Raw genomic sequence first — 17,664 nt, 5'->3', positions numbered from 1 at the left:
ACGGATTTACTGGAAAAACTGGCAAACCGCCTGCGTGTTGAAGGTGACAATGCCTACCGCGCGCATGTGGGCACCAATGTACACCTCTACGGCGGCGAACGGGCGGCAAAAGAAGTGGAGATGTTTAAGCAGGAAAAGCCGGATTGGGTGGATGTTGGCAGAAAACAAAGAACATATCCCGCATTAGATAAGTTATCCCCGGACTTAGAGAAGTTTATTAATAAGGGGTGGCCTGATATCAGATCGCTGGCATCTCGCAAAACACCATTAGATGGGAAGTTTGGCACCTTTGATAACTCTATGGCAGCAGTTGAAATGCCTTCAGGTGAAATGATCTATCGAGTTATTGATCCAAACTCTTCCGACAATAGTATTTGCTGGATGCGAAAGGCAGAGTTTGAAAAGCTGACGTCGAAAAGTGACTGGCGTAAAAACTTTGCCGTATGGAAAAGCTGGAATGAAAACGGAGAATATGTCGTTTACACCGTTCCGCCGGGACAGCCCCTCAAGGTCTGGGAAGGCCGGGCTGCAACACAAATCAATGAGAATGCCAAAGAATATTCGCTGGAAGGCGGAGCGGTACAAATCGTACTGGACCCGTCGCAGCTTAAAAAAGAGTTTACCGGTGAGCGGCGTAAAACCAGCTGGGGCTATGGCGATGTGGGCAGTGACCCGGTCAGCCCTTATCTGGGGTTACCGAAGCTAGAGAATAAAAACAACTGGTATGAACCAAAAGGAAAAGAATAATGGGGATTTTACATCCGCAGGAATGTTATTTTTTAGAAAATTTTATCTCAGCAGAACATTATGCCGAAACCCGTGACGCCATCATTGCCTATATCGATGCCCATGAAGAAGCCCTGGCAAGATATAAACGTGAAATGCCGATTAATACCCGTAAGCTCCCCCAATGGCAGCAGGCTGATATAGTATGGGAATCACGCGTAATGTCTAATATCCGACCATTAAAGGAACGTTATATCAAGGCTTACATTCTGCGAACTCATAATGATGTTAAGGCATTTGATATTGGTCATGCTATGAGCAATATCAATAAGGGAATCGTAGAGTTTTGGGATGGGTGGATGACTGATCAAGAAAAAGATAAAATTAGACATCATGAGTATCAAGCTTCAGAACTAGATAAAAACTTATCAATAACAATATGGGGAGAGTGGGAGGAGGGGCGTTTGACATATAGTGATAATTGTGTGCGCCCATATATAAAAATTCCAAAAAAAATTCCTCTTTATATACTTGACTCATCCGTGAGAATAGAAAAAGGAGATGTACCAATCCAAACTGGAATATATTTACCTGATGTTGATTTTTCGGCAGCTCGATTTTTACCAGCTGATTATGGTGAATCACCTGATGCACGGCAGGGCATTCAGCGTAACGAATGGTTTGACGCAGAAACTTGTAAACATAGATTCAGTTGGAAAGAGTCTAAGTGGGCAAAAACAGGCTGGACCCTTATCCGTCGGGTTGAAGGCGAATTTATCGATGTGCCGCCGGAAGGTTTTTTCCCGAAAGGATTACCGGAGGAATTGTACAACTGGCCGGAGAAAGAGAAGTTATTACGCCAGGTGGAACCCGTCCGACTTACTGCATACAGCGGCGAAACCAGCCCGCACTCGGGCCGCTGGGGCACCTTTATCGACGGCAGTTTGCGTTATGCTCATGTCAAACAAGGCCAAGCCCTGCCGGAATATGAAGATAAAGAAAGCAAGCTTCACCGTACGCTTTGGTCACTGCTGGAGCGGGATGATAAGGGCAGCGTTTTTATAAACAGCTAAATGACTTTTGTGCATGTAGCCGGTTTTTATTTTAACCGACCTGCAGTTTATAAAACGCATTCTGGCCGAGGTCGGTATCTGGTTTCGCTTTGAGGCGGACACCGCCTGACGTGTGAAAAGGTGCTGTTCGGCGACGGGCCGGAGCAGTACCAGTTTGGCGTGGTCCTGCCGTACTGCGAGCCGTCGGGGATGAGCAACGGCCACGCCGAAAGCGTCTGGGGGCTGAAAATCCACTGGAACGCCGTGACCGGCAAAATCTTCAAACGCGATTACAACTACCGCGAGGCCACCACGCCGCTGGATGACAATGCCTGGTCACCTTATGAAAAACATCCTGACAAGGTTGATAAATTATCTGCGGCAGGCATCTGATTACGTCAGTCAAAAATAAAATAACGTGAGAAATAAAATGGATTTTTTTAACAGACTGGAAAAAATAGACGGAGCCATTAATCGCGGCTATGCACGCTGGGGTAAATGGCTCGGCGCAGGATTATTACTGTTCATACTGGGATGGGGTGGCTGGTTAGTCTGGGCATCCGTCTGGGGACCACCGACCGGGCCGGTGACATTAATTATTCACAGCGAAATTGACCGGCCTATTTTGGGGTTTAGTGTGAATGGCGTAGCGGGTGCTAATTCTTCAGCACATGATAAAAATAATCCATATGCATCAGGGCCGGGTAAATCCACGTGTTGTGGAAGTATCAGCGGTCAAGAAGCGGATGTTATGTGGACTCTTGATATAACACATGAGCAGTATCTCAAGGGGATGCGTCTCGAAAAACGACGTGTTGTTATGCCTATCCCTGAGCGGAAATGGGGGGAGAATTACCTGCATGTTTATTTTCTGCCCGGAGATAAAGTGCGCTTATGGTGGGGGACAGGGTTTATTAGTCCGAAGGTTGAAGAACTCCCAGATGCAGTAAACGGTAAATAAAAGTTATGGCGGGGAATAAAATGGATTTTTTTAACAGACTGGAAAAAATAGACGGAGCCGTTAATCGTGGCTACGCACGCTGGGGTAAATGGCTGGGCGCAGGATTATTACTGTTCATACTGGGATGGGGTGGCTGGTTAGTCTGGGCATCCGTCTGGGGACCACCGACCGGGCCGGTGACATTAATTATTCACAGCGAAATTGACCGGCCTATTTTGGGATTTAGTGTGAATGGTATAGCGGGTGCTAATTCTTCAGCACATGATAAAGAAAACCCTTACGCTTCAGGTTCTGGTAAATCCACATGTTGCGGAAGTATCAGTGGTAAAACGGCGGAAGTTGTCTGGACTGTTGATTACACCCTTGCGCAATATCAAGCAGGAACTCGTACTGAAATCCATAAAATAATCATGCCTCTTCCCGAACGAAAATGGGAAGAAAATTATCTGCATGTTTATTTTCTTCCTGCAGATAAGGTCCGTTTGTGGTGGGGTACAGGATTTATTCATCCGAAGGTTGAAGATCTGCCTAATGCCCAAGAACAAATGAGTGAGCAGGAGTCTTAATTATGGATGTTGAAAGCTTAACTGCAGCCGCGATGAGAGCACAACTGGGGGAGGATGCAAAGTTGGGAAACTGTACACGAACCTGGAATCTGGGCTTCTTCTTCGATGGCATTCATCGTAATATTGAGCAAGATGCACCAGAAAATCGCCTCAGCAATGTCGGGCGTTTATTCAGAGCTTTTCCAGATCTGAATAAAAATACGTCCCGTGAGAGTTACGATGCATTTTACATTTCCGGTCTTGGCACACCTTTCCATGAAAACTTAACCTCGAAACTCCACGCCATTATGGATGGCGCGCAAGGCAGCGCACTGGATGACTTAAAAGATCTGCCTGGTGATATTGCCAAAGAAGCAGGCATAGAATTTTTTAAAACAGGCAAGTGGTGGGAAGTATTAAAAGATGTCGGTAAAAAGCTGATTAAACCCACTGAATGGGTGACGCTGGCCGGGGATATCACGAAAAGTGCGGTGAAAAAAGTGAGCATCGAAGCAACTCCCTGGTTGCGCGACAATCCTGTAATTGCCGACATGCTGGTGACGGGCGTAGATACCCGAATCACTTCAACCAAAACTTCTTTTGAAGAAGCGTTTAAAGAGGCTAAAAATAAGAGTCAGGTGCCCATCAAGCTGATCTCGGTCTCGTTATTCGGTTACGACCTCGGGGCAACTCTGGCGCGTAAGTTTCTGGATACGCTGCTCGACGATATTTGCCAGAAGCAGGGGGATAAATACGTTTATCAGGGTATTCCCGTTGAGATTATATTTGCCGGTTTATTCGATTGTGCCCGGCATACGCCTGCCAGTAATAACAACGGTGTGGACTGGTTTGTGGGGGCATTCGGCGGCCCCATCAGGGGGATCAGTATTTTGCTGGGGGATAAATATGTCGATCAGGACACCCCGTTACCGGCTGCGGTGAAAAGCGCCCTGCATCTGGTGGCGGCCCATGAAACGCGGGTCTGGCGAAGCCTTTACCGCTTAGGCGGCGATAAGCAAAAATACCGCGAGGAGTTACTGCCCGGCTGTTCTGAAGATGTGGGTGGCGGGCTAAAACCTGATGAGCAAAAACCGAGCGCCGAGTTGTGCCGGGTCGCCTTACACAGAATGTACCGTGAGGCTACGCTGGCAGGCGTTCCCTTCCCTGATTTCCAGACTCTAGATAAAACGGATACCGATGTCGCTTCCTACTTCATAATGGAAAACAGCGTGAAGGAGAAATCGGTCGCAGAGTGGACAGCGTTATATCAGCAGGCAGTGCCTTTTAAAAATCTCAGCGTTGCTGCGCAGAATTTGCACCTCGACAGTTATATCGACTGGCTGGGCAGACAGTTTTATCTTTATCGCAGTCAGTGCATGAAATATGCCGAACAGCGCGGGCAGGTGATGGCTTCCGCAGGTGCGTCGGCAGGCCTGTTAGGTATCTCGCCAAAAGCGCAGGAGACCGCCAGTGATATTCGCAATGAAATCGATATTTTGCGTAAACACTGGGGCTGGCTGGATGATGTTCACCGTGCTGCACTGAGTATGCAAAATGCGATGGAAATACGGGGTAGCCACGATACCCGCCGTCAGCTCGTGCCTGATGTTTACATTCCTGCATTACGCAGGGCGAAAAAGTTTTTGGCTTACGGGCACGCTGCTTATGAGGGATTGCCGCCACCCTGGCCTGAAGACAGTGCTCCCTCAGAGATATATGCCTGGTTTGTACATGACGTGCAGAAGGTAGACAAAGGTGCAGGTATTTCAGAAGATTTTCTGGTGATCCGCTCAATGGAAATGCCCGACAGTTAACCTCCTGATGCCGGCGGTCATCAGGCCGCCGGTTGATCGCTTTCCCTCACTTTTTTCTGCTATTCCGCGACTCAAAACCCGATTTAGCACGAATAGCTCGTTCTTTGACCGCCCCCAGGCCCTCTAAAACGCCTTTGCAAAACCCTTCAAATCCAGCGGTGACGCGGCCTGAAGCGCTGTCCGATATCCCGTTTGCCTGTTTTTTTGAAACGTTAAATCCTTTTTTAATTTTTGTAGTGATAATGTTATATTCGTAGCCATCATTTGAAAAAATGAAGTTTCAGTAACGATCCCGCGTGTTTTTTTGCTAATTTCTTGTTCGATAGTCACAACAACGATTCATAACAGAACAGAACTGAACATTTAGAGAAACAGACGTCATGAGAAAGATACTTGGTATGCTTCTCAACCGTGACTCACTGGGTGCCAGCGAGCCTGCGGCCGCAGAAGACGAAAAATCCGTTGATGTATTGCTGGTCGGCGGCGGAATTATGAGTGCTACCCTGGGGACCTATCTCCAGGAACTCGAGCCGGACTGGTCAGTCCATATGATTGAACGCATGGACGGCGTGGCGCAGGAAAGTTCCAACGGCTGGAATAACGCCGGTACCGGCCATTCCGCGCTGGCAGAAATGAACTATACCCCGCTGATGCCCGACGGTTCTGTCGATATCACCAAGGCCGTGGCGATCAACGAAGCCTTCCAGGTTTCCCGTCAGTTTATGGCGTATCAGGTGCAGAAAGGCGTGCTGAATAACCCGCGCTCGTTCATCAACAGCGTGCCGCACATGAGCTTTGTCTGGGGCGATGAGAATATCGATTTCCTGCGCAAACGTTTTGCTGCGTTGCAGGAAAGCACGTTGTTCCGCGGGATGGAATATTCGGAAGACCCGGAACAAATCAGACAATGGATCCCGGCAGTCATGGATGGCCGTGATCCGAAACAAAAAGTTGCCGCGACCCGCACCACCGCAGGTACGGACGTGAACTTCGGCGAAGTGACCCGACAGCTTGTCGAGGCGTTGCAGAAAAAATCCAATTTCACGCTGGCAAACGGTCAGGAAGTGCGCGATATCCAGCGCAATCCGGATAAAAGCTGGCGCGTGACGATTACCGATCTGAAACACAGCCACAAACATCGCATGGTGAATGCGAAATTCGTGTTCATCGGCGCGGGCGGTGCGTCCCTGACGCTGCTGCAAAAATCCGGCATTCCGGAAGCGCGTGAATACGGCGGTTTCCCGGTCGGCGGTGAATTCCTGGTGACCGAAAATCAGGATGTGGTGAAACGCCATCTGGCGAAGGTTTACGGCAAAGCGGCCGTGGGCGCGCCACCGATGTCCGTTCCGCATCTCGACACCCGTATTATTGATGGCAAACAGGTTCTGCTGTTCGGGCCGTTCGCCACCTTCTCCAGCAAATTCCTGAAAAACGGTTCCCTGTGGGATTTGTTTGGCAGTGTGAACAGTTCCAACCTGTTGCCGATGACGCATGTCGGCATGGGTAACTTCGATCTGGTGAAATATCTGGTCGGGCAGGTGATGCTCAGCGATGAAGACCGTCACGCCGCGCTAAAGGAATTTTTCCCCGAAGCCGAGCAGAAAGACTGGAAACGCTGGGTGGCCGGACAACGTGTGCAGGTCATCAAAAAAGATGGCAAACACGGCGGCGTATTGCGTCTGGGCACTGAAGTGGTGAGCGCAAAAGATGGCAGTATTGCGGCGTTGCTGGGTGCATCACCGGGTGCGTCAACCGCAGCGCCGATCATGATGAAACTGCTGGAAACGGTCTTCAAAGAGAAAGCCGCGAGCCCGGAATGGCAGGCCAAATTCCGTGAAATCATCCCGTCTTACGGCACCAAACTGAATGGCAATATCGAAGCGACCGAGAAAGAGCTGCTGGAAACCAGCCGTATTCTGCAACTGGAAACGCCGTCGATGATCACCACGCCGGTCGCCGACGTGGTTCAGCTACGACCGCTGGATGTTCAGGCCAAACAAGAGCCAAAACAGCCTGCGGATATCGCTTTGTAAGTTCTGCGCTGTAAGTTCTGGTGCAGAAAAATAAAAACCGCCTCTTCAGGCGGTTTTTTTATGTCCTTATTTTCGCTTTGCAGGGCGCAGTCTTACGCCCCGGAAAGTGACTTTGCCATATTCTCTTTCTTCACCCGCGCTGTTTCATTCTGCGATTCCAGCACAATTCTCGCCAGCGGCGTGTCTTCGTGATAACGGGTTTTATCGTCCAGTTCTTTGGAATATTTATTGTATTTCCACCAGGCATAGCCGAGGAACAACACCAGTCCGCCGACGTTATAGAACACAATGGTGATAATACTGGCACCGGTCGGGAAGGTTGAGGCGATGAACCCGACGGTGAAAATCACAATCAGTGTACCGACGATAGTGATCCCCTGCATTCTGGAGCCCATCTTAAAATCGCGCTCGACGCTGTCGTATTTCAGACGCAGATTCAGGTACGCCAGCATAATAAACAGCGGCGGCAGCATCGACGCGGCAGCGGTCATGTTAATCAGCGTATTCATTAAATCCTGCACGCTGTCTGAGCCTAATGTCGGAATTAACATCAGCGGGATAACGATAAGGAACTGGATCCACGCCGCGCGGGTCGGAACACCGTGTTTATTCAGACGAATAGTTTTCTCGCCAAAAATCCCCTTAGGAATCTCAGTAAAGAAGATTTTTACCGGCGCTGCCGTCCACATCAGTAATGAGCCAAACATCGCGGTGAAGGAAACCACGCCGACAAAGCGGTTCATCAGCACCGCCGGTAATCCAAAGTGTGCGGATAACCCTTCAAATACCTGCACCGTGCCGCCGGTAAAATGCAGCGCGGATTTGGCCACAAACACGTTAATCAGCAGCGAGGCGATGGAATACAGCACGCCGATCACCAGCCCGGAAATAATGATGACTTTCACGAACGCGCGGCTGCCGCCTTTGACGTCATTCACGTATACCGCGACCGATTCTGCGCCGCCTGCTGCCTGGAATATCCACGCAATAATGCCTAAGAATGCCCAGTTAAAATGCGGCGTCATCGCCTGAACATTAATCGGATCCGCCGGTTCTGCGCCGCCCATCAGCGCAGCGCCCGCCAGCACGATATAAGAGAACGTCAGCAGCAGCATTAATGTCGAGGTGACGGAGGTCATCGGCCCGAGTAGTTTCGCACCGCTGTTGGAAATCATCGTGGAAAAGGCAAACAGACAGATGCTGATAATCGCAGTCGTGAAGGGCGTGAAAATATAATCGTGCCCTAAAAAGGCGTAAGACGCATAAGCGATAACGCGGGGAAGCAGCGCCGTGAAGAAAAACAAATTCACGAACCAGTAAGTATAGGCGGTCATAAACGCCCAGCGGCCGCCGAGGGCACTTTTCACCCAGGCATACACACCGGCTTCCGAACTCTTATTCAATGAGACAAATTCGGCGATGATCAGACAAAACGGAATAAAGTAGATGATGGTCGCCACCAGAAATACCGGTGCCGAGGCGATGCCTAACTGGATGTTATTGTTGATGACGTTATTGAAGCTAAAAACGGCGGCAAATGTCATGGATAACAATCCAAATTTGCCTATGGTATTTCGACTGGACCCGGCCATAAATACTCTCCAACTGCGATGTTTATAGGGTAAGTGGTTCTTGTTTTTTTATTATTTATTAACGAAATAACTCTCTTCGACGGTCACTTTTAAAATGACTTTTCTGACGCCTTTTTCCGGTCTGAACCGGTACGCTTCGTGGTTTTCAAAAATGATCACGCGGCCTTTAGGTACCTTTATCGTTTCACCCTGACCGGTAAAAAATTCGCGATCCGTTTCATCGTCATAAGGCGACACGCGGTGCAGGGCAGATTTCGCGGAAAACTCGATTTCCTCCGTGCCTTCAAGGTAGTAATGCACATCGAAATAACGGCGGTGACCCTCGAATTCCGCCCGCTGTTTTTCGCTGCCGCTGGCGAGCCGGTAAACCAGCGAATCGCCGACGGAATGGAAAACGCCGGGACGAATATTGTCCAGGTTATTAATGGCTTCCATGCAGCGCTGCCATTTTTTTCCGCTACGGTAGAGCCGCTGAAATTCGGTTAAACAGTCGAGAATAATCATCAGTTTTCCTCCCGGGGATGAAAGGTGAATTCCGCGAGCTGCTGGCTGTTGGTGCCATGCTGGCTGAACGGCACCATCGTGAAGCCGTAGCGGAATGCCGAGAAATAGACGCGATAAGAATCGAGCACTTCGGAACCCCAGGAATTGGAGCCCAGACCGGAAATTTTGTGATCGAGATTGAGGGTCAGGCAGCCGTCCGGCGTCAGTTCATCAATATGCTGCGCCTGTTGCAGCATCTGCGCACTGTATGGCCACAGGCTGAAATTGAGCGGCTGGTGCGGCTGAATGAAAATCCCTTTTCCAGCGTCATCGCACAGACTCAGCCAGCGGATATCCTGCCGGTTACCGTTGTCCTGCGGCATCGGGTAATTTTCAAATAAACGGCTCACCGGCTGCTGATAATGGCCGATGAGATTGGCCTGACAGCTGTCCTGATAGTTTTCATCCGGCCCGCGCCCGTAATACTCCACCTGCGTGAAACGACGGCTGACGCCAAAATCGAGGCCGATCTTCGGGATAATTGAATCGAAATTACCGTAAGGCGAGCCGGATAAATCGAGGGTGACGACGCCCTGAGGCGATATCTGCCAGCGATAAGTGCAGCGCATACCGAAATCGAAAACAGGCGGCGCAATGATGCTTTGCACTTCAATGACGACGTCGTCCTGCTGGCGCGCCCAGTGCATCTGCCGGAAATGCTGTTGCATGATATGCAGATGATGGGGCTGCCAGAGGCCTTCGAACTCCTGTTTATGGTTGTCGATGACCGGCTTAAAGAAATTGAGTTTCGGCGCACGGCCTGTGATCTCTTCGTCATCCACTTGCCAGCTTTGCAGTTCGCCGTCCAGACGGGAAAATGCCAGCCGGAAGCCCTCGCCGCTGACGATAAGCTGATGTTTTTGCTCATCACATAACAGCGTTGCGGACTTTTGCGGCGCAGGTTTCATGGCTGACGGGCGGGCTGCCTGCAACAGCATCTGATACTGTCCGAGCGGATGTTGCGCTTCGCTGTACACCGTCGGGCTGTTTTTGCGAATGCCAACATTCAGGAAAACTTCCTGACCGCTGGCGGGAAATTCTGGCAGCGCCAGCGTTTCGCCTTCGCCGGGTTGCAGGTGCGGCAGGGAAATTTCGCGGGTTTCGAGGCCGCGTCCGGCGACCTGAACGGTCAGCGACAGCGTGATGTCTTCCAGTGAGCTGAACCAGTAACGATTTTTGATGTGCAGCGCGCCGCCGCGGAGACTGACGCCGACCGGGCACAGCACCTGTTTATATTCGCGCAGGCCGGGGCCGGGCGTCTGGTCGGGGTAAATCAGCCCGTCCATGCAGAAGTTGTAATTGTTTGGATAATCGCCGTAATCGCCGCCGTAGGTATAACGCATCTGGCCGTTTTCACCGGTTTCCAGCAATCCGTGATCGCACCATTCCCAGATGTAATGCCCCTGGAGGCTGTCATGGCGATTCAGAACGGCCTGATATTCGGCTAATCCGCCGGGACCGTTGCCCATTGCATGCGCGTATTCGCAGATGATGCGCGGTTTGGCGTGCGGGTATTCGCCGAACGCATTCATCATCTGTACGCGGGAATACATGGTGCTGATGACGTCGGTCACTTCGGCGTCGCGATCTTCTTCGTAGTGAACAAGACGTGTCGGATCGAGGGCTTTACAGTGTTTCGCCATGGCGCGGATATTGCAGCCATAACCGGATTCGTTGCCAAGCGACCACATAATGATCGACGGGTGGTTTTTTTGCGCCATGACGTGACGCCCGATACGCTCCACATAGGCGTGTTCCCAGTGCGGATCGTCGGAGATGCGGCTCAGATCGCCGACGTTCGCGAAACCGTGACTTTCCAGATCCGTTTCGGCCATCACGAATAATCCGTAGATATCGCACAACTCGTAAAAGCGAGGATCATTCGGGTAATGCGCGGTGCGCACCGCGTTAATATTGTGCTGTTTCATCAGGATGATATCGCGTTCCACCCGCGCCATATCGACCGCACGCCCTTTGCGGTGATCGTGGTCGTGGCGGTTTACGCCGTGCAGCTTGAGATAACGTCCGTTGACGTAAAACAGCCCGTCGCGTACGCGGATGTCACGAAAGCCAACGCGCTGAGGTACCACCGAAATCATCTGTCCCGTGTCGTCATACAGCGTCAGCAACAGCTGATATAACTCAGGATGTTCCGCGTTCCACTGGCGCGGATGACTGACCGGAATGTCCAGGCGACAGCGCGTTTCATCGCCGATATTCAGGTTATCTGCTGATAACTGTGCCACGCAGACGCCATCGTCGAATAACTGCGCGTGCAGACGATAACCGCTGACGGGTTGGTGTAAATTACCCAGCACGGCATCAATGTTGAGCACGGCGTCGCAGTAGTTTTCATCGAATGTGGTGACTACGGTGAAATCGTTAAGATGAACCGGATCCTGACCGATGAGATACACATCGCGGAAAATTCCCGCCATCCACCACATATCCTGATCTTCGATATACGTTGAATCCGCCCACTGTAAAACACGCACCGACAGCAGGTTTTCACCCGGTTTCACGCTGGCGCTGATATCGAACTCTGCGCACAGGCGGCTGCCTTTGCTGAATCCGACGTAGTGCCCGTTCACATACACCTCGAAATAGGTTTCCACGCCGTCAAATTTGATCAGCGTTTGTTTGCCTGTCCAGGCTGCATCGAGGGTAAAACGCTGCTGATACGCGCCGGTCGGGTTATTAGTGGGAACGTAAGGAACGTCGATCGGGAAGGGGAAACCTTCATCGGTATATTGCAGCTGACCGTGGCCTTCCATCTGCCACATGCCGGGGACGGTGATGTGGCCCCATTCAGTCATCGGCTGATTGTAGAATTCATCCGGGACTAACGCCGGGTGCTCGAAAAAGCGGAACTGCCAGCGGCCGCTGAGCAACTGAAAGCCGTGACTGGCTGCGCGATCGAAACGCAGCGCCGCCTGTGGATTTTCATAGCTGAAAAAGGAGGCGCGTGGCGGTAAACGGTTCTCCGACTGCTTCTCGATATTTTCCCAATTATTCACGTGATCTCTCCTGAGACGTGTTTCTATGGGAGAGAAGATAGTAAATATTTAGTAAAAATAACTAAAAAGTTTTACTGGTTGTCAGGGCGATCACAAAAAATAAAAAATCGGTTTGAGGATCATGCAGTTAAATTTTACCGGCGGGTGGTGTCCCGGAGTTGCAGCGATCCTGGCACAAATACCGACAGCGGTACGGTGCGTTCATCGCGCAGACGCTCGGTCAGCAGGTTGACCGCCTGTGCGCCCATGGTTTCGGAATGGATGCGAACGGTCGATAAAGAAGGGAACACAAAGCGGGCTGTCGGAATGTCATTAACGCTGATCAGCGCGATTTGCTCGGGGATTTTAACGCCGTGTTCCAGTAGCGCACGGGTCACGCCCAGCGCAATGGTATCGGTGGCAATCAGCAACGCCGGGGGATAAGGCGCATTTTGCTGCAACATTTTCCTGGCGCACTGATAGCCGGACTGGCTGGTGAAATTGCCGTACCAGATATCGTCCGGCTGGACGACGTTTTTCAGACGGCCATATTCCACAAAGGCCTGCTCGCGCTGATCCGGGAATTCAGGGTGATCGCGGCCGCCGATAAAGCCGATGCGCGAATAGCCCTGACCGATAAAGAAGTCGATGACCTTCTGGCTGATCTTAAATAAATCCACATTCACGCAGTCAGATTGCGGGTCTTCCATTACGCCATCAATGAAAACGACCGGCGTGGATTGTTGCGCGAGCTGCGTATGCAGTGCGGCCTGAGGTTGTCCGATAACCAGAAAACCGTCCGCCGGAGGCAGCGCTTTTTCGCCGGTAAAGTCATAGCCGGAAATCAGGGTGATACCCAGTTTTTCGCATTGTGTTTCAATGCCATAGCGCATGGAAAGATAATAAGGATCGTCTATTTCCAGCCCCTGCCGGTAAGTAAACAATGCGGCAAACGTCATGCGTTGCGTGGCATTGCGGCGGGAAGGCGAGACTTTATATTCCAGGCGTTCCGCCGTTTCTAAAATCTTCTGGCGGGTCTGCGCTTTCACGCTCAGGCTCGGATCGTCATTGAGCACACGTGAAACCGTCGCAACGGATACGTTCGCGGCCTCAGCGATTTCCTTCAAAGTAGCCATCAGCGTCTCATCATCAGGTAAACCAAAGCCGTAGCTTAATGTGATCAGTGCCTTATGTACACCGCTCACCGGCCTTCCGGCCCGCAAAATCTCACTGTGACAGAGTTAACGCTTTACCTAATTTTAAGTATATTTTAGTAAAATATTTACTAGTATGCGTTTTACTTCTGCTTTCCTGTTCATAATAACCAAACAAAGAAGCGCATACCGATGAAGAACACATCATTAAATAAAATATTAGTACTTTTATTATTTTCCTTATCAATGAATTTGCGGGCGCAGGAACCGGTTGTCCCCGCCGAACATAATGAATCAGCACCACCGGAAATAACGCCGGTCAGCCGCGACGCCACTGCTTATCGCTTTTATGGCGAAATGGGCGGCGGCGGCAGCGTGTATTTAAATGGCAAAGATCAGCACAAATACAGCGACGGAACCTATATCGAAGGTGGTCTGGAAATAAAACACGGTAACTGGTTCGGGCTTATTTACGGCGAAGGCTGGACGGTACAGGCCGATCATCAGGGAAACGCCTGGGTGCCTGATCACCGCTGGGGCGGATTCGAAGGCGGCTTAAACCGTTTTTACGGTGGTTATCGTACTGATCGGGGCACCGAATTTATCCTCAGTATGCGCAACGATTCCTCGCTGGATGACCTGCAATGGTGGGGCGATTTCACGCCGGAATACGGCTACGTGATCCCTAATACCCGCGATTTAACGCAGGCAGTGAAGGTGCAAAACCTGACCGGCAAGTTCCGTTACAGCCTGACCGCCGCACCGCAAAGCCGTGTTAATGAAAGCACGGCGTTACTGCATTTCGGAAAATACGACCGTTATTCAGATAAATACACCTATCAGGCGATGGTCAACGGCTACACGCAATATGATCTGATGGAAGGGCTGACGCTGCTCAACGGTCTGGAACTGACCGATGGCACCGGGCAGCTATTCCTCGCGGGTTTGCAGGGTAAAAATCTGGCAGGGCGCGTCTGGCATCACACCGGCAAAGGCGACAGCAGCCATTCCGGCCACGAATCAGGAATGATGGTCAGCGCCATGGTTGAAGCGGTCACCGGACTGTATTTATCCACCGCGTACAGTTATGCCGAACATTCGCGGGATACTACTTTCGATACCACCACGTCTTACGCACAGGCCGGTATCTGGTACGAATATTACGGCGGCCGGTTCGCGACCGCATTAGACAGCAAATTCTATATGAGCAATGACAATACCGGCGCCAGCAACTCGGTATTTCTTATGCAATATTTCTACTGGGGAAGATCATAATGAAAAAAATTAATCCGCACCGGCCGCTCAGTTTAATTATCTGCGCTGCTTTATTTATTTCTGCACACGCACAGGCAGAAAACGCCGAGACTTTGCGGGCTGATTCGTTTAAAAACGTTATTAACCGTACCGGCGCGCCGCAATATATGCTCGATTATGATTTCGACGAGCATCAGCGTTTTAATCCTTTATTTGATGAGGGTGCCTGGCACGGGCATTTACTGCCGTCTGGCCCGCAAGGTATGGGCGGATTCCCTGGACCGGCGCTGCTGACCGAAGAATATATCAACTTTATGGCCGATAACTTTGACCGGCTGACGGTGTATAAAGCCGGACAAAAAGTCGCGCTGAGCATGACCGCTTACAGCATTCCCGGGGCGCTTATCCAGACGCTGACCGCGCCCGGCATCCGCATCGACATGACCCTGCGTTTCGCGACGTCCCGCACTTCTTTGCTGGAAACTAAAATCACCACGGATTCCCCGCTGGAACTGGTCTGGGACGGCGAACTGCTGGAAAAGCTCCGCGCTCAGGAAGGAAAACCGCCATCGGATAAAACCATCGGGCAGGAATATCCGGGGTATACGCGCCAGATCCTGCCGGTTGCTGACGGCCTGCGTGTGATTTTCGGCAAAGTGCGCGAGGCCTCAAGCCTGATGACCTCCGGCGAGTCCGAATATCAGATCCACAAATCCCTGCCGATGCAGATGACGGTTACAGGCCATCAGTTTACCGGCAAAGCCAAAATCGCCGGTTCCACCACGTTTTACACCACTTATTCGCATCTGCTGACGGCCGCTGAGGTTCAGAAAGAGCAGCCGAAAATCCAGGATATTCTGGCGCATCCCCAGCCTTATCTGGATGCCTCGCAAAAACGCTGGGAAGGCTACCTGAATGCCGGTCTGACAAACCCGAAAGCAACCAAAGATCAGGAACGTGTGGCGGTGAAAGCCATCGAAACATTAACCGCTAACTGGCGCGGGGCGGCAGGTGCGATGAAGTTTGATTCGGTGACGCCATCGGTGACTGGCCGCTGGTTCTCCGGCAATCAGACCTGGCCGTGGGACACCTGGAAACAAGCGTATGCGATGGCGCATTTCAATCCCGAGGTGGCGAAAAACAATATCCGCGCCGTGTTTGCCTTTCAGATCCCGCCCGGTGATCCGGTTCGTCCGTGGGATGCCGGTTTTGTACCTGATCTGATTGCCTATAACCCGGGTCCGGAACGTGGCGGCGATGGCACCAACTGGAATGAGCGCAACACGAAACCGAGTCTGGCGGCGTGGTCGGTGATGGAAATCTACAAAACGACCGGTGATAAACAATGGCTGGCGGAGATGTACCCTAAACTGGTCGCTTATCACGACTGGTGGCTGCGTAACCGTGACCATAACCATAACGGCGTGCCGGAATATGGCGCCACGCGCGATAAAGCGCATAACACCGCTGACGGCAAGATGTTGTTTACCGTCAGGGAAGGGCAGAAAGAACAGACCGAATCCGGGCTGAAAAACTACGACCGCGTGGTGAAATCCGGTCAGTACGACAGCATCGAAATCCCGGCGCAGGTGGCGGCTTCGTGGGAATCGGGGCGGGATGATGCGGCGGCCTTCGGTTTTATCGATGCCGATCAGCTGGCGAAATACATCAAAAATGGCGGTAAAAAACAGGACTGGCAGGTCAAATTCGCCGAAAACCGTTCGGATGACGGAACGTTGCTGGGGTATTCGCTGTTACAGGAATCCGTCGATGAAGCCAGCTATATGTACAGCGACAACAAATACATGGCCGAAATCGCCGACATTTTGGGCAAGAAAATAGCCGCCGCAGATTTCCGTGCGAAAGCCGTCAAACTGGCCGGATACATCAACACCTGCATGTTCGACAGCCGCAGCGGCTTCTTCTATGACATCCGGATTGAAGACAAACCGCTGGCCAACGGCTGCGCGGGCAAACCGATTGTCGAACGCGGCAAAGGTCCGGAAGGCTGGTCACCGTTGTTTAACGGCGCAGCGACGCAGGCGCATGCCGACGCCGTGGTGAAAGTGATGAAAGATGTGCGCGAATTTAACACCTATGTGCCGCTGGGCACCGCCGCACTGACCAATCCGGCGTTCGGTGCAGACATTTACTGGCGCGGCAGGGTCTGGGTCGATCAGTTATATTTCGGTCTGAAAGGCATGGAGCAATACGGTTACCGCGAAGATGCCGTCAAAATGGCGCAGGCCTTCTTTGATCACGCCGATGGTCTGGTTTCGGATGCGCCTATCCGGGAAAACTACAATCCGCTCAACGGCCAGCAGCAGGGCGCACCAAACTTCTCATGGAGTGCGGCGCATCTTTACATGCTGTACAACGACTTTTTCGGCCAGGGGAAATGAGACGGTAAGGGCTGAATTTCAGGCACAAAAAAACCGCTTCAGAGAGCGGTTTTTTTGTTGGGTGATTCAGTTAGCGCTAAATCAACCCAGTTTCACGCTTTAATAATAAGCGGGATCAGGCAACCCAAACGCCACTAACTTACACCAGGGGTGGGAAGGCAGCAAGTTTAAATTCTATACACATATCCTTATTGTTTTTATGGTCTTGGTGGTAGCATCTGCGCGGGGCTAGTTTGCCCGTTTAGCGACGGGTCACCGGGCTTGAAATTAGCACTTGAGTACCGCGCGGACAGGCAACCCAAACACTGCTTGTCCTTCTCCAGTCGGTCCCGGTGCTTATTGGTGAAACGCGGTTGTAAAAGGCCGCATCAATGAATAAGTGTATTTATGCACTGATCGTTGTACTGGGTTCTTTGATGACAACTGCTGGTGATGGATGGAACGTTAATGTTTCTCATATCAACATCAATGTCAGCACGGGCCCGGGTTTGTAGCAGTAGAGAAACCGCCCTTCGGGGTAATGCCGGTCACTTAAGGTGACCGGCATTGTTTTTTAAGGGATATTTCGACCTTTTTTCTCTCACTTCCCTCG

At 51.3% G+C, this 17,664-nt stretch carries 11 protein-coding genes and 2 pseudogenes; 9 read left to right on the top strand and 4 right to left on the bottom strand.

Annotation, left to right across the window (positions count from 1 at the left end):
• From DXU84_RS25150 to mqo, 7 genes and pseudogenes are all read left to right on the top strand, one after another.
• Window positions 1-747 (top strand): annotated as a pseudogene (locus DXU84_RS25150) (hypothetical protein); the annotation flags it as partial.
• Entirely contained in the window at window positions 747-1,799 is a 1,053-nt protein-coding gene (locus tag DXU84_RS15325; RefSeq protein ID WP_013573478.1) for a hypothetical protein, read from the top strand. The pseudogene DXU84_RS25150 and the gene DXU84_RS15325, both read left to right, overlap by 1 nt.
• Window positions 1,800-1,833: 34 nt before the next feature.
• Window positions 1,834-2,111 (top strand): annotated as a pseudogene (locus tag DXU84_RS15320) (contractile injection system protein, VgrG/Pvc8 family); the annotation flags it as partial.
• Window positions 2,112-2,208: 97 nt separating this feature from the next.
• Window positions 2,209-2,739 (top strand): DUF3304 domain-containing protein, encoded by a 531-nt coding sequence (locus tag DXU84_RS15315; RefSeq protein WP_153376161.1) that lies wholly within the window; start codon window positions 2,209-2,211, stop codon window positions 2,737-2,739.
• Between the two features lie 20 nt (window positions 2,740-2,759).
• A complete protein-coding gene (locus tag DXU84_RS15310) occupies window positions 2,760-3,305 on the top strand; it encodes a DUF3304 domain-containing protein (RefSeq protein WP_153376159.1) in 546 nt (181 codons plus the stop codon).
• Window positions 3,306-3,307: 2 nt separating this feature from the next.
• Window positions 3,308-5,098, top strand: a complete 1,791-nt coding sequence (locus DXU84_RS15305) for a phospholipase effector Tle1 domain-containing protein (protein WP_153376156.1) — start codon at window positions 3,308-3,310, stop codon at window positions 5,096-5,098.
• Window positions 5,099-5,478: 380 nt separating this feature from the next.
• Window positions 5,479-7,131, top strand: a complete 1,653-nt coding sequence (gene mqo, locus DXU84_RS15300; RefSeq protein ID WP_153376154.1) for a malate dehydrogenase (quinone) — start codon at window positions 5,479-5,481, stop codon at window positions 7,129-7,131.
• Between the two features lie 92 nt (window positions 7,132-7,223).
• Here the strand turns inward: mqo and DXU84_RS15295 are convergent, their stop codons facing one another.
• From DXU84_RS15295 to ebgR, 4 genes are all read right to left on the bottom strand, one after another.
• The gene (locus tag DXU84_RS15295) at window positions 7,224-8,723 is read right to left on the bottom strand and encodes an amino acid permease (RefSeq protein WP_112197941.1); all 1,500 of its coding nucleotides are present in this window, start codon (window positions 8,721-8,723) and stop codon (window positions 7,224-7,226) included.
• A 51-nt stretch (window positions 8,724-8,774) separates the two neighbouring features.
• Window positions 8,775-9,227 (bottom strand): beta-galactosidase subunit beta, encoded by a 453-nt coding sequence (locus tag DXU84_RS15290; RefSeq protein ID WP_153376152.1) that lies wholly within the window; start codon window positions 9,225-9,227, stop codon window positions 8,775-8,777.
• Window positions 9,227-12,283 carry a beta-galactosidase subunit alpha gene (ebgA, locus tag DXU84_RS15285; RefSeq protein ID WP_370461788.1) on the bottom strand — a complete coding sequence of 1,019 codons (3,057 nt, stop codon included), beginning with the start codon at window positions 12,281-12,283 and terminating at the stop codon, window positions 9,227-9,229. The genes DXU84_RS15290 and ebgA overlap by 1 nt, the downstream gene beginning before the upstream one ends.
• A gap of 134 nt (window positions 12,284-12,417) precedes the next feature.
• Window positions 12,418-13,398 carry a transcriptional regulator EbgR gene (ebgR, locus tag DXU84_RS15280; protein ID WP_037033902.1) on the bottom strand — a complete coding sequence of 327 codons (981 nt, stop codon included), beginning with the start codon at window positions 13,396-13,398 and terminating at the stop codon, window positions 12,418-12,420.
• A gap of 210 nt (window positions 13,399-13,608) precedes the next feature.
• Here ebgR and ygjJ point away from each other — a divergent pair, with 210 nt between their 5' ends.
• Both ygjJ and ygjK read left to right on the top strand, forming a co-directional pair.
• Window positions 13,609-14,691 carry a protein YgjJ gene (ygjJ, locus tag DXU84_RS15275; RefSeq protein WP_037033777.1) on the top strand — a complete coding sequence of 361 codons (1,083 nt, stop codon included), beginning with the start codon at window positions 13,609-13,611 and terminating at the stop codon, window positions 14,689-14,691.
• Window positions 14,691-17,072 carry an alpha-glucosidase gene (gene ygjK / locus DXU84_RS15270; protein ID WP_153376148.1) on the top strand — a complete coding sequence of 794 codons (2,382 nt, stop codon included), beginning with the start codon at window positions 14,691-14,693 and terminating at the stop codon, window positions 17,070-17,072. The genes ygjJ and ygjK overlap by 1 nt, the downstream gene beginning before the upstream one ends.
• Window positions 17,073-17,664 lie beyond the last annotated feature (592 nt).

It is taken from the genome of Rahnella sp. RcJ3 (genome assembly GCF_009498575.1).
In the GTDB taxonomy this organism is placed as follows: Bacteria; Pseudomonadota; Gammaproteobacteria; order Enterobacterales; family Enterobacteriaceae; genus Rahnella; species Rahnella aceris.
The sequence above is the reverse complement of the archived record's forward strand: the minus strand, read 5'-3'. Positions and strand labels throughout refer to the sequence as shown.

Excerpts from the sequence above, each read along its gene's own strand:
- DXU84_RS15325 (WP_013573478.1), top strand. The coding sequence starts at position 747 with ATGGGGATTTTACATCCGCAGGAATGTTATTTTTTAGAAAATTTTATC.
- DXU84_RS15315 (WP_153376161.1), top strand. The coding sequence starts at position 2,209 with ATGGATTTTTTTAACAGACTGGAAAAAATAGACGGAGCCATTAATCGC.
- DXU84_RS15310 (WP_153376159.1), top strand. The coding sequence starts at position 2,760 with ATGGATTTTTTTAACAGACTGGAAAAAATAGACGGAGCCGTTAATCGT.
- DXU84_RS15305 (WP_153376156.1), top strand. The coding sequence starts at position 3,308 with ATGGATGTTGAAAGCTTAACTGCAGCCGCGATGAGAGCACAACTGGGG.
- mqo (WP_153376154.1), top strand. The coding sequence starts at position 5,479 with ATGAGAAAGATACTTGGTATGCTTCTCAACCGTGACTCACTGGGTGCC.
- DXU84_RS15295 (WP_112197941.1), bottom strand. The coding sequence starts at position 8,723 with ATGGCCGGGTCCAGTCGAAATACCATAGGCAAATTTGGATTGTTATCC.
- DXU84_RS15290 (WP_153376152.1), bottom strand. The coding sequence starts at position 9,227 with ATGATTATTCTCGACTGTTTAACCGAATTTCAGCGGCTCTACCGTAGC.
- ebgR (WP_037033902.1), bottom strand. The coding sequence starts at position 13,398 with ATGGCTACTTTGAAGGAAATCGCTGAGGCCGCGAACGTATCCGTTGCG.
- ygjJ (WP_037033777.1), top strand. The coding sequence starts at position 13,609 with ATGAAGAACACATCATTAAATAAAATATTAGTACTTTTATTATTTTCC.
- ygjK (WP_153376148.1), top strand. The coding sequence starts at position 14,691 with ATGAAAAAAATTAATCCGCACCGGCCGCTCAGTTTAATTATCTGCGCT.